Annotated in this window: 15 protein-coding genes; 5 read left to right on the top strand and 10 right to left on the bottom strand. The window is 63.3% G+C overall.

What is annotated here, in order from left to right; genetic code table 11:
- Positions 1 to 8: 8 nt before the first annotated feature.
- The 4 genes from NKJ72_RS16215 to NKJ72_RS16200 all read right to left on the bottom strand — a co-directional run bounded on the left by NKJ72_RS16215 (position 9) and on the right by NKJ72_RS16200 (position 5,458).
- On the bottom strand, positions 9 to 1,397 hold the full coding sequence (locus NKJ72_RS16215; RefSeq protein WP_352478169.1) for an aldehyde dehydrogenase family protein: 1,389 nt from the start codon (positions 1,395 to 1,397) through the stop codon (positions 9 to 11).
- A 180-nt stretch (positions 1,398 to 1,577) separates the two neighbouring features.
- Positions 1,578 to 2,948: a glutamine synthetase family protein gene (locus NKJ72_RS16210; RefSeq protein ID WP_352478167.1), complete on the bottom strand. Its 1,371-nt coding sequence runs from the start codon at positions 2,946 to 2,948 to the stop codon at positions 1,578 to 1,580.
- Positions 2,949 to 3,055: 107 nt separating this feature from the next.
- Positions 3,056 to 4,612: an amino acid permease gene (locus NKJ72_RS16205; protein ID WP_254816891.1), complete on the bottom strand. Its 1,557-nt coding sequence runs from the start codon at positions 4,610 to 4,612 to the stop codon at positions 3,056 to 3,058.
- 21 nt (positions 4,613 to 4,633) lie between these two features.
- Positions 4,634 to 5,458: an N-formylglutamate amidohydrolase gene (locus tag NKJ72_RS16200; RefSeq protein WP_352478165.1), complete on the bottom strand. Its 825-nt coding sequence runs from the start codon at positions 5,456 to 5,458 to the stop codon at positions 4,634 to 4,636.
- Between the two features lie 145 nt (positions 5,459 to 5,603).
- On the opposite strand from NKJ72_RS16200, the gene NKJ72_RS16195 reads away from it, so the two are divergent.
- A complete protein-coding gene (locus tag NKJ72_RS16195) occupies positions 5,604 to 6,431 on the top strand; it encodes a MurR/RpiR family transcriptional regulator (RefSeq protein ID WP_352478163.1) in 828 nt (275 codons plus the stop codon).
- A 34-nt stretch (positions 6,432 to 6,465) separates the two neighbouring features.
- Here NKJ72_RS16195 and NKJ72_RS16190 read toward each other — a convergent pair whose 3' ends face one another.
- Entirely contained in the window at positions 6,466 to 6,756 is a 291-nt protein-coding gene (locus NKJ72_RS16190) for a hypothetical protein (RefSeq protein WP_352478162.1), read from the bottom strand.
- 194 nt (positions 6,757 to 6,950) lie between these two features.
- Here NKJ72_RS16190 and NKJ72_RS16185 point away from each other — a divergent pair, with 194 nt between their 5' ends.
- Both NKJ72_RS16185 and NKJ72_RS16180 read left to right on the top strand, forming a co-directional pair.
- On the top strand, positions 6,951 to 7,766 hold the full coding sequence (locus NKJ72_RS16185) for an SDR family oxidoreductase (RefSeq protein ID WP_352478160.1): 816 nt from the start codon (positions 6,951 to 6,953) through the stop codon (positions 7,764 to 7,766).
- A 39-nt stretch (positions 7,767 to 7,805) separates the two neighbouring features.
- Positions 7,806 to 8,300, top strand: coding sequence for a MaoC family dehydratase (locus tag NKJ72_RS16180; RefSeq protein WP_031211357.1), 495 nt, complete (start codon positions 7,806 to 7,808; stop codon positions 8,298 to 8,300).
- 27 nt (positions 8,301 to 8,327) lie between these two features.
- Here NKJ72_RS16180 and NKJ72_RS16175 read toward each other — a convergent pair whose 3' ends face one another.
- Positions 8,328 to 9,029: a hypothetical protein gene (locus NKJ72_RS16175; RefSeq protein WP_352478158.1), complete on the bottom strand. Its 702-nt coding sequence runs from the start codon at positions 9,027 to 9,029 to the stop codon at positions 8,328 to 8,330.
- Between the two features lie 192 nt (positions 9,030 to 9,221).
- On the opposite strand from NKJ72_RS16175, the gene NKJ72_RS16170 reads away from it, so the two are divergent.
- Entirely contained in the window at positions 9,222 to 9,863 is a 642-nt protein-coding gene (locus tag NKJ72_RS16170; RefSeq protein ID WP_352478156.1) for a TetR/AcrR family transcriptional regulator, read from the top strand.
- Between the two features lie 177 nt (positions 9,864 to 10,040).
- Positions 10,041 to 10,277 carry a DUF680 domain-containing protein gene (locus tag NKJ72_RS16165; protein ID WP_352478154.1) on the top strand — a complete coding sequence of 79 codons (237 nt, stop codon included), beginning with the start codon at positions 10,041 to 10,043 and terminating at the stop codon, positions 10,275 to 10,277.
- A gap of 101 nt (positions 10,278 to 10,378) precedes the next feature.
- On the opposite strand, the gene NKJ72_RS16160 is transcribed toward NKJ72_RS16165, so the two are convergent.
- Genes NKJ72_RS16160 through NKJ72_RS16145 form a run of 4 tightly spaced genes read right to left on the bottom strand, consistent with a single transcriptional unit; the run spans position 10,379 to position 14,515 of the window.
- On the bottom strand, positions 10,379 to 10,603 hold the full coding sequence (locus NKJ72_RS16160) for a hypothetical protein (protein WP_352478153.1): 225 nt from the start codon (positions 10,601 to 10,603) through the stop codon (positions 10,379 to 10,381).
- Between the two features lie 54 nt (positions 10,604 to 10,657).
- Positions 10,658 to 11,236 carry a sarcosine oxidase subunit gamma gene (locus NKJ72_RS16155; RefSeq protein ID WP_352478152.1) on the bottom strand — a complete coding sequence of 193 codons (579 nt, stop codon included), beginning with the start codon at positions 11,234 to 11,236 and terminating at the stop codon, positions 10,658 to 10,660.
- A complete protein-coding gene (locus NKJ72_RS16150) occupies positions 11,229 to 14,222 on the bottom strand; it encodes a sarcosine oxidase subunit alpha (protein WP_352478150.1) in 2,994 nt (997 codons plus the stop codon). Before NKJ72_RS16150 ends, NKJ72_RS16155 begins: the two co-directional genes overlap by 8 nt.
- A complete protein-coding gene (locus NKJ72_RS16145; RefSeq protein WP_352478148.1) occupies positions 14,219 to 14,515 on the bottom strand; it encodes a sarcosine oxidase subunit delta in 297 nt (98 codons plus the stop codon). Before NKJ72_RS16145 ends, NKJ72_RS16150 begins: the two co-directional genes overlap by 4 nt.
- Positions 14,516 to 14,522 lie beyond the last annotated feature (7 nt).

Genomic DNA, 14,522 nt, shown 5'->3' with positions numbered 1-14,522 from the left:
TCGAAAAATCAGATGGCTTCGCGCAGATGGTATGATTTCGGCCTGGTCAGATTGTCGTAGCCGATGGCCGACAGTGCCGCGCCCTTGCCGGTGTCCTTGACGCCGGTCCAGACCAGCGCCGGGTCGAGATAGTCGCAGCGGTTCATGAACACGGTGCCGGTCTCGACGCGGTCGCCGATCGCCGCCGCGTGGTCGGTGTCGCGCGTCCAGATCGAAGCCGTCAGCCCATAGGGGCTGTCGTTCATCAGCGCGATCGCCTCCTCGTCGTTGCGCACCTTCATGATGCCGACGATCGGGCCAAAGCTTTCCTCGCGCATGACGCTCATCTGGTGGTTGACCTGGGTCAGGACTTCCGGCGCCAGATAGGGCGAACCTTGCCTGTCGTTGGCCACCTTCATATTGATGTGCGCCCTGGCGCCCTTGCGCAACGCCTCGGCTTTCTGCTCGCGGATCAGGTCGGCGAAGCGCGCCTGCGCCATCGGTCCCATGGTGGTCGCCTGGTCGAGCGGATTGCCGACGACGTAGTTGCTGGTCTCGGCAATGAAGCCCTCGACGAATTCATCGTAGACCTTCTCGTGGACATAGACGCGTTCGATGCCGCAGCAGCACTGGCCGGAATTGTAGAAGGCGCCGTCGACCAGATTGGCAACGGCATGGTCCATCTTGGCGTCCGGCAGCACATAGGCCGGATCCTTGCCGCCGAGTTCGAGGCCGAGCGTCATGAAGGTGCCCGCGGCCGCCGTTTCGATGGCGCGGCCGCCGGCGACCGAGCCGGTGAAGTTGACATGGTCGATCTTGCCGGAGCCGAGCAGCCTTTCGGTCTGCGCGTGGTTCATGACAAGGTTCTGGAACAGGCCCTTGGGCAGGCCTGCTGTGTCGAACGCCTGCTGAAAACGTTCGCCGACCAACAATGTCTGCGCCGCGTGCTTGAGGATGACGGCGCTGCCCGCCATCAGCGCCGGGACGATGGTGTTGATGGCGGTGAGATAGGGATAGTTCCATGGCGCGATCACCATGACCACGCCGAGTGGCACCTTCTTCACATAACGGCGAAAGCCGTCCTTCGGGTTGGAGGCCATGACCGGCTTCAAGGCCGCCTCGGCGATCTCGACCATGTAGCTAACGCGTTCCCTGACGCCGCCGAACTCGCCGCCATAGCGCACCGGCCTGCCCATCTGCCAGGCGATCTCCGACACGATCTCGCCGGTCATGGCGACCAGCGCTTCAAGCATGGCAAGCATGTATTTGCCGCGCTCGACGACTGGCGTCTGCGCCCACTTCTCCTGCGCCGCCTTGGCGCGCTCAACTGCTGCACCGATCGCCTGGTCCGTCGCCAGAGGCCGTTCGGCATAGATCGAACCGTCGACAGGGGATTTTATCTTGACCGTTTCGGTCATGCCTTGGGTCCTCGCATTCTACAATAATTATCGTTGGTCACGCCGCCCTCATCCGCCTGCCGGCACCTTTCCGCCTATAGTGACGGAGAAGGGACAAGCTCCAGCGCTGGCGACCCCCTCTCCCCGTTCTTCACGAGAGGGTAAAGGTGAGGGGCGGGCGGCGCCGACATTGCCAGCCATTCAATACCGCTCGAAACCCCTGTGCAGTTCCCAGTCCGTAATCCGGCGGTCGTACTCGAACTGTTCCCAGTGTGCCGTGTGGATGTAATGCTCCAGCACATCGTCGCCGAGCGCGTGCCTCAGCATCTTCGATTCCGCCAGCGTTGCGGTGGCGTCGCGCAGTGTCTTTGGAATTTCAGGCAGCTGCGAGGCCTGGTAGGCGTCGCCGACGAAGGGCTTCTGCAGTTCAAGCTTTTCATCGATGCCGGCAAGGCCGGCTGCGATCAGTGCCGCGAAGGCGAGATAAGGATTGAGGTCGGCGCCGCCGATGCGGCATTCCATGCGGATGCCCTTGGTGCCCTCGCCGCAAAGACGGAAACCGGCGGTGCGGTTGTCCTCGCTCCACATGATCTTGGTCGGCGCAAACGTGCCGGCCTGGAAGCGCTTGTAGGAGTTGATGTATGGCGCCAGGAACCAGGTGAATTCCTTGGCATATTTGAGCTGGCCGGCCGCCCATTGCTGGCCGAGTGTCGACAGCGTCCACTCGGCATTTTTGTCGTAGAACAATGGCGTCTTGCCGTCGGCGCTCCACAGCGAATTATGGATGTGGCTGGAATTGCCGGCGAGCCCGTAATTGTACTTGGCCATGAACGAGATCGCCTTGCCTTCGGACTCGGCGATTTCCTTGGCGCCGTTCTTCAGGATCACGTGGCGGTCGGCCATGTCGAGCGCCTCGGCGTAGCGGACATTGATCTCTTCCTGGCCTGGCCCCCACTCGCCCTTCGAATTCTCGATCGGGATGCCGGCCGCTTCCATCTCGTTGCGCAGCCGGCGCATGACGCCTTCTTCCTTGGTGGTGATGCCGATCTGGTAATCGCCGATGTAGGGCGATGCCGTCTCGAGGCTCTGCCAGTGCTTTTTGCGGGCGGAATCATAGGTTTCGCTGAACAGATAGAATTCGAGCTCGGATGCGAAATAGCCGATATAGCCGCGTTCCTGCAGCCGCTTGACCTGCTTCTTCAGCATAGCGCGCGGCGAATGCGCCAGGTCGTCATGGGTATGGTGGTCGAGCACGTCGCAGATCACCAGCGCTGTCTTCTCCAGCCAGGGGATACGCCGCAGCGTCGCAAGGTCCGGCTTCATGACGAAATCGCCATAGCCCTTCGACCAGCTCGCCGCCTTGTAGCCGGGCACCGGTTCCATATCGATGTCGGCGGCCAGCAGGTAGTTGCAGCCATGCGTCTCGTCATGCGCGGAATCGACGAAATACCGGGCCAGGAACCGCTTTCCCGCAAGCCGTCCCTGCATGTCGACGATGCAGGCCAGCACGGTGTCGACCTCTCCGCTGGAGACCGCTTGCTTCAACTGATCGAAGGAGAAATTTCCGGCCATTCCTTTGGCACTCCAGCGCTTGTCGTTTCGGGCCTGTAAAAAAGACCACTTTGAAGATGTGGGAAGCTATGGCCGGCAAAGCGCCGGCCATAGCTGGAGGACTTGCCTCAGTGGCCGGTTTCGCCGACGGCCTGTTCCGCAGCCTTGATCGCTGCCTGGCGCGCCGCGATGATGTCGCCTAGCGGCGGGCCCTGGAAGCGGTTGCGCTCGAAGGCAAACCAGACGATCGCCGTCAGGATGAAGAAGCCGACGGTGATGTAGAGCGCCCAGTCGTTCGGCGGCTGGATGCCGATGACGAAGATCAGGAGCATCGACAGGATCGAAAGCACGCCGAACAGCATGAAAATGGCGCGCCCCATATTCCACGGCCCCATCTTGTCCCATTTCGGCGTTCCCCAGGCCAGCATGCCGAGCACGATTGGCACGGTGAAGGAGAGGAACAGGAAGATGACGGTGCACGATACGACGATGGTGTAGGCCGAGGTGCCTGCGACTGAAACCAGCGTCGAGCCCCAGACGAACAGGACGGACAGGATCGACGCCGTCCAGATCGCCGCCACCGGCGTGCGGTAGGTCGGGCTGACCTTGGCCAGTGCCGAGGAACCCGGCAGGCCGCCGTCCCGCGAGAAGGCGAAGATCATACGCGAAGCGGAGGTGACGGTGGCGAGGCCGCAAAGCAGCTGTGCCAGGAAGACGACGAGGTAGACGAACTCCTTGACGCCCGGGCTGACGCGCTGGTCGAAGGCCCAGAAGAACACGTTCCAGCCCTGCTTGGCCGCATCGTCCATGTTCGGGATCATCAGAACGAAGGCTGCGAGGAACAGATAACCGAAGACGGCCGACCAGATCACCGACATGACCATGGCGCGCGGCACGGAGCTCGCCGCCTTGATTGTCTCCTCGGAAGTATGCGCCGACGCATCGTAGCCGGTGATCGTATAGATCGGCAGCAGCAGGCCGAGCGCGAACACCCAGGCATTGGATACCGACGGCCACACACCGGCGCCGGCATCGCCGGAATAATTGTGGAAGGTGAACAGCCGGCTGAAATCCCAGGTTTCGGCCGAGATCAGGCAGACGACGGCGATGAGGATCGAGCCGAAGAAGATCAGATAGCCCGAGAAGTCGGTCAGCTTGGCCGTCAGCTTGATGCCGAGGTGGTTGATCAGTGCCTGGGCGCCCGTGATGATGACCAGGAAGATCATCTGGTTGGTCAGCGTACCCTCGATGCCGAGCGCCGGTCCGAAGGCGCCGAGGAAAAACGTCCAGGTGCCGACATTGATGGCGCCGAGCACGGTGATCAGCCCGAGCAGGTTGAGCCAGGCCGTCACCCAGCCGGTGCCGCGATTGCCGAGGATCGAGCCCCAATGATAGAGGCCGCCGGCGGTCGGATAGGCCGAGCTGATCTGCGACATCGCTACAGCGAAGGTCAGCGAAACGAAACAGCCGACCAGCCAGCCGATGCCGATGCCGATGCCGCCGGAGCCGGAGGTTGCCTGCGCCAGCGAGTTGATGCCGCCGGACAGGATGCAGATGATTGAAAAGGAGACCGCGAAATTTGAAAAGCGACTGAGGCGCCGCTCCAGTTCCTGGGCATAGCCCATATTGTGGAGGACCTTTACGTCCTCCGCCTTGTCAACTTCAGTGTAGCCCGATGCTGCCATTTTTAGTCCCCTTTTGGTTTCTTAGCTGGCCGATTGAACTGACTTTCCGACTGCGCTTGGTCTGGAGGCCTTGGCCGCCTCGGGCTCCAGATTGAGAAAAATACTCGCGAGCAGATCCGCCCATTTCCGCTGCCCGGCTGCGCCGGCGATCTCGTCGTTGCGGATTTCGATCATCGCGCAAGGCAGCCCGCGCGAGCGCGCATGGCGTTCCAGCGTGAAATAGACCCGGTCGGCCGGCGAATAGGGTTCGTTGACGCCGACGGTGACGCCGGCAAGCTGCTGCAGCGCCGCGATCAGCGGCGCCGCCAGCCGGCGGTCCTCGTCATGGATGATGCCGATGTGCCACGGCCGGCTTTTGCCTTTGTAGAGCGGCGTGAAGGAATGGATCGAGACCAGCCTGGTCTCCCGCCCGGACGCCAGGCGCTCGTCCATGATCGTTGCGATGCGCTCGTGAAACGGTCGCCAAGCCAGCGCGATGCGCGCCTCCCGCTGGTCGGCCGAAAGTCCCTGGTTGGCCGGGACCACGGTTTTTTCGCTGGCGCTGACCGTCACTATCAGGTCCGGCGCGTCGAGCGGCCGGTTGCAGTCGATAACGAGCCGCGAGATGCAGGTCTCGACCAGCGTCGCATCCAGTGCCTCGGCCATGCGGCGCGCCACCGGCAAGGCGCCGGGATCCCAGGCGATGTGGCGGGAAAGATCCTCGGCGGCAAGGCCGAGCGTTCCGAATTCCGGTGGCAGGAAGTTTGAGGCGTGGTCGCAGGTCAGCACGAAAGGGCTCGATCCGCCAGGGTTCGTCACCCTTACGGTTTCAGGCGATGCAAGGCTGGCGGGCCGTGCTGTCTCCATTGTCTGCTGTCCCCGGGGAGCGCTGTATCGTATGTTACGTATTTTGCCTCATTGCGTCCCTGCGGATGATTTCATACAGTTTGGCCGGCTTTGTCAAACGCGATTTCGATAATGCGGTAATGGCACGGCCAGGGTGGGGAAAAACATGGTTTCCAGCATTGCCGAACTGATCTCCGACCGCATCGGCGCCATGCCGGCCGGCGAGCGGCGCGCTGCACAAACACTGATCGCCAGCTATCCGCTGATCGGGTTGAAGACGGTCGCCGAATTCTCGGCTGCCGCCGGCGTGTCGTCGCCGACGATCCTGCGTTTCGTCGCCCGGCTCGGCTTCCAGAACTATCCGGAATTCCAGTCGACGCTGCAAGACGAGCTGGCGGCGCAATTGCAGTCGCCGGCCTCGCGCACGCTCAATCCGCCATCGCAGGGCGCCAGCGCCGTCTCGCCGATGCTGGACGCGACGCTCGACAATATGCGCGAGACATTCCGGCATCTCTCGGACAAGCAGCTTGCCGACATCGTCGCCAAGCTTGCCGACCGGCGCGGCAAGACATTCCTGATCGGCGGCCGCTTCACCGACCCGCTGGCGCGCTACATGGCGGCCCACCTTGCTATCATCAAACCCAACGTCTTCCATCTCGCCGGCCAGGAAAGCGTCTGGCGCGACCGGCTGATCGACATGGGCAAGCGCGACGTGCTGGTGATCTTCGATATCAGGCGCTATCAGGACAGCCTCGTCCGCTTTGCCGAGACCGCCAACCAGCGCGGCGTGCAGATCGTGCTGTTTACCGACCAGTGGCTGTCGCCGATCGCTCGCTTTGCCCGCCATGTCATCGCCGGGCGCACCGCCGTGCCTTCGGCCTGGGACTCATCCGCCGCCCTTTTCGTCGTTGCCGAAGCGCTGATCGGCGCCGTCACAAGGCAGCTCGAGGCCGACGGCGCCAAACGCATCCGCGAGCTGGAAAGCCTGCGGTAGCGCAGGCTTTTGGAAAGCACGCTCCTGGCCGCGCCTAGTCAACCAAAAAACTGACCATCTGCAGGATCAGGATCAGCAACAAAACGCCAAAGGCAGACGCCAAAACAGCTGCCAGCAGGACGATGCGTTGTTTCTTACCCACAGCTCCCCCGGGAAAGCATAGCTCCAGTCCACGAACGAATGTCAGTCCTGCCCTATCGCTCGGCCACCGTCCCACGTCATCAAGACCCGCCTGCAGCTTGGCGGAGGAGTAATGACGACTTGCTTCACGCGCGAAATGAACCGCTGGGGCCAAGGTGCTCGCTTGGAGGGACGGCTGCATCATTCATCCGACCCATGTCACGGCCGAATGACCACCTTGCCGTTCGGGCTTAACCATTTCAGCCGCAAACCGTGCCATTGCCCCAATCCGGATACTTTAGCCGTGGCAAGGATAATCGTAGTTCGGCTAGCCTTGTCGAGGCGAAGCCGCTCCTTGAACCACCCGTCAAACAGCGGTGAACTGCGCGGAGGAAATCGATGAGCTATCTGGACGAGCTGTTCTCAGTCGCCGGCAAGACGGCGCTGGTCACCGGCGCCGCGACCGGCATCGGCCGCATGGCGGCGACCGCTCTGGTCAAGGCCGGCGCCACCGTGATGATCGCCTCGCGCAAGGGCGAGGATTGTGTCGGGGTTGCAGGCGAACTGAACGGGCTTGGCGCCCCCGGCCGGGCCGAGGGTTTCGCCGGCGACGTCTCCAGCGACGCCGGCATTGCGGCGCTTGTGGCTGAGGTCAGGGCGCGGACCGAGCGGCTGCATATCCTGGTCAACAATGCCGGCATCTCCTGGGGCGCGCCGCTGGAAAGCTTTCCCTACCATGCCTGGGCCAAGGTGTTCGGCGTCAATGTCACGGCGGTCTTCCACCTGACGCGCGAATTGCTGCCTCTGCTCGAAGCCGCCGCCAGCGATGCCGACCCGGCCCGGGTGATCAACCTCGGATCGGTGATGGGCACGCAGCCTTTGGCCGAAGATGCCTACTCCTACTCGGCCTCGAAGGCCGCGGTTCACCACTTGACGCGCATCCTGGCGATCGAATTCGCCGCCCGCCGCATCACCGTCAACGCCTTTGCGCCTGGCCCTTTCCGGAGCCGGATGACGGCCTTCGCCACCGGCACCGAAGACCAGGCAAGACATGTCGGCAACCATGTTCCGATCGGCCGCATCGGCGCACCGGATGACATTGCCGGCGCAACGCTCTATTTGTGCAGCCGTGCCGGCAGCTATGTCACCGGCGCTATCCTGCCGATCGATGGCGGGCAGTCGGTGCAACACGGGCTGACATTATTCAAGGAATGAGACGCACGCCATCCGGCGAGTGAAATGCCGGGGGTGAAGATGGAGGACATCAGCGTGGAACCGATCAGTCTCGATGTGCTTCTGGCCAACGTCGGCAAGGAAGTCGGCGTGTCGCCGTGGCGGGTCGTCACCCAGCGCATGATCGACCAGTTCGCCGATGCCACCGACGACCATCAGTTCATCCATTGCGATCCTGAACGCGCCAGCCGCGAAACGCCGTTCGGCGGCACCATCGCGCATGGCTTCCTGTCGCTTTCGCTGTTGTCGGCGATGACCTTCGAAACCATGCCGCCGCTGGAAAACAGCAAGATGGGCGTCAATCACGGCTTCGATTCGCTACGCTTCCTGGCGCCGGTGAAGACCGGCTCGCGTATCCGCACCCGTTTCGTGCTGGCCGACGTCAAGGTCAGGCCGTCGGGGTGGGTGCAGACGGCGCACGACGTGACGATCGAGATCGAGGGCTCGAAAAAACCGGCGCTCACCGCGCGCTGGCTGACCCTGACGCTGATCGAACGCCAACCGGAAGCGGTTTGACTGGCATCCAAGCCCGGGAACCTAAATCTATTTGGCTTCGGCCGCGACATACTTCATATGGCGGCTGACCTGCAAAGCAATGTAGACGACCAGTGAGCAACCGATTGGAAACACGATCTCGTTGAGGCCGGTTGCGATCGCCTGCGGCAGTGCGAGAGCAGCGTCATTTGCCGCGGCCGTCTCGATCGTCAGCACCGTGATGCCGCCGCCGAATACCGCGCCTATCAGGGCGCCTGCCAGCGCGAAATGGAGCGGACGCGGTTCTTCCTTCGATGCCAGCGACGCCAGTATCCAGCCGAGCAGCCCGTATTCGATCGCCCGCAGCACACCGAGCGTCGTGAGCGACAGGATGGCCGGCTTTGCCGCCGCGTCCAGCGCGCTGACCATGACCTTTTGCGTCCCTTTGGCGATGCCCATCGCCAGTGGCGCTGAAATCGCGCTGATCAAGCCGCCGAGCGAGGCTCGCACTTTGGTGAGTGCCGTGCCGAGGCTGACGCCGGCGCAGACGAAGAACGACCAGGTCACGCCTTGCGCCAGTTCGATCAGAACCTGCGTCGTCGCGGGGTAGGCACCTGCCGCAAATCTGACGGTCAGAATGAGAGCTTCCATGGCAAAGCCGAGCGCGATCGCCAGCCATGCGACCATGACGACGCGCCTGAGCGCCATCCTGGCGCGATGGGAAAGCGGGTCCACGTCCGGCACGCCGGACGAGAGCTCAGTTCCGGTCATAACGGCCTCCCGAAACGAAATTCTTGCAGAGCCGCGAATTAGTCTTTGTCTGTAACAGTCCGATGTTGCCGGCTTTATTGCCGGGTTACATGGGTATTGCGACAGTCAAGCTTCTGCTTCGTGCCACCCTTGCCCGACGCCGTACAGCGTATATATGCTGCATCCGGCCATCGGTCATAAGGCAGTAGAAAGTTGCAGCTAAGCGTCCAGGAGCGCCGCGAAAAACAAAAGGCCGAACTGCGTTCCGAACTGGTCGACGCCGCGCACAAGCTTGTCCAGGAAGAAGGCTATGACGGCCTCACCATCCGCAAGCTCGCAGAGCGCGTTGGCTATGCGCCGATGTCGGTCTATTCCTATTTCGCCGACAAGCAGGACATCCTGTTCGCGCTGGCCGAGGATGCCTTCGAGACCTTGGCCAGGCGCATCGCAAATCATACGGCCGACCACCCGATCGAGGCGCTCAAGGCGGTGCTTGTCGAATACGCCGCCTTTGGGCTGGAAAATCCCAACGAATACCGCACCGTCTTCATGACCGAAAAAGTCAGGCCGCCAGCCGGAAAAACCTTCGCCGAAATGGAGAGCGGCAACCCGGCGATGAAAGTGCTGATCGCGAGGGTCGAAGCCTGCGTTGCCGCCGGCAGGCTCAAAGGCGATCCACGCGCCATCGCCACCATGCTGTGGGCGGTCGGCCACGGCGCCATCTCGCTGCTGATCACCTTCCCGTTCTACCCGTTCGGCGACCAGACGACGTTCATCACACGGATCGGCGACATCATGCTCGAAGCCATCGCCGCGCACGAGATTGCGCCGCTCACGCCGCCGGTCAACTGCTGAAGAGCGGCGCTCCTCCCGATCTGCAGGATCTTCTTCGAACGATCTGCGCTGCGGCGCCGAGCGTTCGGCAATTCTCCGTACGCGTACGATTTTGCTTGAACACCGGGAGTCCAGGGCGTATCTGTACGCAATGTCGTACACGTACGAGAAATTCAACAGCTGAACCGGAGACCGACGATGAAGAAGGCAATCCTCACGTTCGCCGCCCTGCTGGCGCTCTCTGGCGCCGCATTTGCCGGCAGCAGTCAGCCAGCCAAGCAAGAAGCGGCCTGCATCGACACCAAGGCCGATGTGAAGCTCGATTGCGCGCCGACCGGATCGCTTGAAAAGGCGGACGCCGCGGCCCACAAGGCCAGCAAGGGCCCGAGGCTCGGCATCGGCATCGACCCGTGGATCGTGCCAAGCAGCTTCTGAGCCGGTCGGGCGACAATACGCGGTGAGGAACCGAAAGGGCGGCAGGAATTTCCGGCCGCCGATCTTGTGTGCTTCAGCCCTGCTTTATCGCGGCGTGCAGATCACTTCTTACGCTTCCGTCCCGCCACGTTTTTACGCTTGCCGGGTCTTGCCGGTGCGCCGGGAATGGCCGTTCCGGTGATCGACACCGGATCGCTGGCCGGGAATGTATCCTCGAGGCCTTCCTCGAGTTCCTCTTCGATATCCGTCCCAGTGCGCTGCTCGTCTTCAAAAGAGCGCACGGCCGGCGTCTTGACCGGCGACTTCGGCGCGGAGTTCGGCGGCATTTGCATTCTCCCTCGGCTCGCTGTCGCAGAAACGGTCAGGCGCGGCGAACATGCCTATGCTGCCGCGTCGCGCGCTGCCTCGGACAGAAAAGTAAAGACATAATCGGAAAAGGAACGCCAGCATTCGACGCGGAACGCGTCGGCCGCCGTGCGCAACAGCACAATTTCGACCTTGCCGAGAATGCTACGCGACGCCGCCCCGACCGGAAAGGCGTCGAGCGACAGATCCTGCGGGCAGCCGGCATTGATCGTCGCCGCGGCAGCCGGACCGATAACCGATATGGCGACGTTGCGGTGCGAGATGCCGACCGCCGAATGCAGTACGGAAATGTTGGCGCAGTCGGCGAGCGGATCTTTTCCGTTCTCGTCGATGACCAGCCATTCGTCCGGCCCGAGCCACAAGGCCGTGCGTCCGGCCTTTGCCGCCGAGGTCTTCGGCCTTTGCGGCAGGACGACGCCGAGCGCTTTCGAAAGTGCCGCAATCGAACCTTCCGGCGCGCGCAGCGATATGCGCTCGGCCGGCGGCAGCACGGCAAGTATAACGCCGGCGGCGGAAAGTGACTGGCCGGCGAGAGCCGGACGGCGTTCGACTGAGGGTCCGGCGGCGTTGGTTTTCACGGCGGCCTTAGCCATTGAGGCGCTCCCCCTTCTCGTCGAAGAACACCATGCCGGTGACCTCCACCTCGATCACCCCGTTCGGCATCGGCACATAGAGCGTCTCGCCCATGCGATCGCGGCCGCCGGCAACCAGCCCCAGCGCGATCGAGCGGCCGCAATTTTGCGACCAGTAACTCGACGTGACATGGCCAATCATCTTCATCGGGATTGCCTGCTTCGGGTCCGCGACGATCTGCGCGCCCTCCTCCAGCACCACCTTGGGATCCCTGGTCTTCAGGCCGACAAGCTGCTTGCGGCCCTTGGCGACCAGATCCGGCCGCGCCATGCCGCGAATGCCGACGAAGTCGGTCTTCTTCTTGCCGACCGCCCAGTCGAGCCCGGCGTCGTTCGGCGTCACCGTGCCGTCGGTATCCTGGCCGACGATGATGTAGCCCTTTTCGGCGCGCAGCACATGCATGGACTCGGTGCCGTAAGCACAGGCGCCATGCTTCTGGCCCTCGGCCCATAGCGCTTCCCAGACTGCCTCGCCGTAATCGGCCGGCACGTTGACCTCGAAGCCGCGCTCACCGCTGAACGACATGCGAAACAGCCTGGTCGGCACGCCGCAGATCCGGCCTTCGCGCACCGACATATGCGGCAGCGCCTCATCCGACATGTCGATGCCCTCGACCAGCGGCGCAATGATGTCGCGAGACTTCGGTCCCTGCACGGCAATCACCGCCCATTGCTCGGTAATCGAGGTCAGCCAGACGTTGAGATGCGGGAACTCGGTCTGGAGATAGTCTTCCATGTGGTTCATGACCCGCGGCGCGCCGCCGGTCGTCGTCGTCACATGGAAACGGTCGGGTGCAAGCCTGCCGACGACACCGTCGTCATAGATGAAGCCGTCCTCGCGCAGCATGATGCCGTAACGGCAGCGGCCCGGCTCGAGCTTTTCCCATGGATTGGTGTAGAGCAGTTCCATGAATTTGGCCGCATCCGGCCCGACCACCTCGATCTTGCCCAGCGTCGAGGCGTCAAACAGGCCGGCTGTCTTGCGCACCGTGACGCATTCGCGGTCGACGGCGGCATGTATGTCCTCGCCCGGCTTCGGGAAATACCAGGCGCGCTTCCACTGACCGACATCCTCGAATACAGCGCCCTGGCGCTCGGCCCAGGGATGGATCGCCGTCTTGCGGGTCGGGTCGAACAGGGGACCCCGCGCGTGCCCGACGATCGAGCCGAATGTCACCGGCGTATAGGGCGCGCGGAACGTCGTCAGCCCGACCTGCGGGATCGGCTTGCCCAACGTCTCGGCGGCAATCGCCAGGCCGTGCATGTTGGAGGTCTTGCCCTGGTCGGTCGCCATGCCATTGGTGGTGAAGCGTTTGACGTGCTCTATCGAGCGCATGCCCTCATGCACTGCCTGGCGGATGTCCTTGGCGGTGACGTCGTTCTGGAAGTCGACGAACGCCTTCACCGTCGTGTCGGCGCCGGCACCGGGTGCTGCACCCAGCATGCCGCGCGACCAGCTTTCGCCGGCGTCGACCTTCGGCTTGGTGCCCTTGGCCGGCCTGCTGCCGGCGTCCTTGGCCGCCTTGGCGCCGGCGGCGTAGGCTTCGTCGATGGTCGCCGACAGCCCGTCGGTGCCGTTGCAGGCGCCGACCGAGACGCAGTCCTGCGCATAAATTCCGGGCACAAAGCGCTTGGTCTCGTCGTTGAAGGCGACCTTGCCGCGTGATTGCGAGAACAGGTGCACCGACGGCGTCCAGCCGGCCGACATCAGGATCGCGTCGACCGGTATGGTGCGTTCGCCGCCGCCATTCTTCGGCTGCACGGTCATCGACGACACCCGCAATTTGCCGCCGGCGCGTATCACCGCGCGGCCGAAATTGACCTCGATGCCGAGCGCCCTCGCCTCGTCGATCACCGGCCCGGTCGGGTTGTCGCGCAGATCGATGATCGCCGCCACGTTGATGCCGGCCTTTTTCAGGTCGATCGCCGCCGCGTAGGCGGAATCGTTTGCCGTGTAGACGCCGACATTCCTGCCGACGGCGACGCCGTAATGGTTGAGATAGGTGCGCGCCGCCGACGCCAGCATGATGCCGGGGCGGTCGTTTTCGGCAAACACCATGTGCCGCTCGATGGCGCCGGTCGCCAGCACCACCCGTTTGGCACGAACCTGCCACAGCCGCTCGCGCGGCAGGTCGCGGCCGGGGTTCTGCAGATGGTCGCTGACGCGCTCGACCAGCCCGACGAAATTCTGCGCGTAATAGCCGAACGCCGTGGTGCGCGGCAGCACGCGGACATTGTCCATCGACTTCAACTTGGCGACGGCGGACTGCGCCCAGGCAAAACCGTCCTGGCCATCGATCCTGGCGCCGCTCTCGAAATGAAGGCTGCCGCCGAATTCCGCCTGCTCGTCGGCAAGGATGACACGCGCCCCGGTTTCAGCCGCGGCCAATGCCGCGGCGATACCCGCGGCACCGCCGCCCAGCACCAGCACATCGCAGTGGGCGAAGCGCGCCGAATAATGGTCGGGGTCCGGCTGGTCGGGAGCGACGCCAAGGCCGGCGGCGGCCCTAATCTTGGGTTCGTAGAGGTTTTTCCATGCAGTCTTCGGCCACATGAAGGTCTTGTAGTAGAAGCCGGCCGAAAGCATCGGCGAGGCAATACTGCTGACGGCACCGATGTCGAAAGCGAGCGACGGCCAGCGGTTCTGTGACTGCGCGGTCAGCCCGTCATAGAGCTCCTGCACCGTAGCTCGGACGTTCGGCGTCCTGCGTGCCGCGTCGCGCTTGATCTCGACCAGCGCGTTCGGCTCTTCGGCGCCGGCCGACAGGAAGCCGCGCGGCCTGTGGTACTTGAACGAGCGGCCGACGAGATGAACGCCATTGGCGAGCAGCGCCGAGGCCAGCGTGTCGCCCTCGATACCGGTATAGGAACGGCCATCGAAGCTGAAGCCAGCTATCTTTGCCTGTTTGAGCCGTCCGGCGCCGGCAATGCGGAATGTCGCGCTCATTTGGTGGCTCCCGGCAGCTTTACGGGCTTCGGCTCGCCGGCCTTGTAGGTCATCAGGAACCTGTCGCTGACGGTGTCGCGCACGGCGTTGAAGAACCGCGCGCAGCCATGCATGTGCCGCCAGCGCTCATAGATGATGCCCTTGGGATTTGAGCGGATGAAGAAGAACTTTTCGAAATCGTCGTCGCTCTCGCCGGCGATGTTTGGGGAACGCGCAATATGCGCCTCGCCGGCGTTGCGGAACTCGAGCTCCGGACGCTCTTGCTCGCAATAGGGGCAGCGGATGAGAAGCATGGTTGGT

The organism is Mesorhizobium sp. M0045 (genome assembly GCF_040323385.1).
In the GTDB taxonomy this organism is placed as follows: domain Bacteria; phylum Pseudomonadota; class Alphaproteobacteria; order Rhizobiales; family Rhizobiaceae; genus Mesorhizobium.
This window is presented reverse-complemented; position numbering and strand designations above follow the sequence as displayed.

Excerpts from the sequence above, each read along its gene's own strand:
- NKJ72_RS16215 (WP_352478169.1), bottom strand. The coding sequence starts at position 1,397 with ATGACCGAAACGGTCAAGATAAAATCCCCTGTCGACGGTTCGATCTAT.
- NKJ72_RS16210 (WP_352478167.1), bottom strand. The coding sequence starts at position 2,948 with ATGGCCGGAAATTTCTCCTTCGATCAGTTGAAGCAAGCGGTCTCCAGC.
- NKJ72_RS16205 (WP_254816891.1), bottom strand. The coding sequence starts at position 4,612 with ATGGCAGCATCGGGCTACACTGAAGTTGACAAGGCGGAGGACGTAAAG.
- NKJ72_RS16200 (WP_352478165.1), bottom strand. The coding sequence starts at position 5,458 with ATGGAGACAGCACGGCCCGCCAGCCTTGCATCGCCTGAAACCGTAAGG.
- NKJ72_RS16195 (WP_352478163.1), top strand. The coding sequence starts at position 5,604 with ATGGTTTCCAGCATTGCCGAACTGATCTCCGACCGCATCGGCGCCATG.
- NKJ72_RS16190 (WP_352478162.1), bottom strand. The coding sequence starts at position 6,756 with ATGATGCAGCCGTCCCTCCAAGCGAGCACCTTGGCCCCAGCGGTTCAT.
- NKJ72_RS16185 (WP_352478160.1), top strand. The coding sequence starts at position 6,951 with ATGAGCTATCTGGACGAGCTGTTCTCAGTCGCCGGCAAGACGGCGCTG.
- NKJ72_RS16180 (WP_031211357.1), top strand. The coding sequence starts at position 7,806 with ATGGAGGACATCAGCGTGGAACCGATCAGTCTCGATGTGCTTCTGGCC.
- NKJ72_RS16175 (WP_352478158.1), bottom strand. The coding sequence starts at position 9,029 with ATGACCGGAACTGAGCTCTCGTCCGGCGTGCCGGACGTGGACCCGCTT.
- NKJ72_RS16165 (WP_352478154.1), top strand. The coding sequence starts at position 10,041 with ATGAAGAAGGCAATCCTCACGTTCGCCGCCCTGCTGGCGCTCTCTGGC.
- NKJ72_RS16160 (WP_352478153.1), bottom strand. The coding sequence starts at position 10,603 with ATGCCGCCGAACTCCGCGCCGAAGTCGCCGGTCAAGACGCCGGCCGTG.
- NKJ72_RS16155 (WP_352478152.1), bottom strand. The coding sequence starts at position 11,236 with ATGGCTAAGGCCGCCGTGAAAACCAACGCCGCCGGACCCTCAGTCGAA.
- NKJ72_RS16150 (WP_352478150.1), bottom strand. The coding sequence starts at position 14,222 with ATGAGCGCGACATTCCGCATTGCCGGCGCCGGACGGCTCAAACAGGCA.
- NKJ72_RS16145 (WP_352478148.1), bottom strand. The coding sequence starts at position 14,515 with ATGCTTCTCATCCGCTGCCCCTATTGCGAGCAAGAGCGTCCGGAGCTC.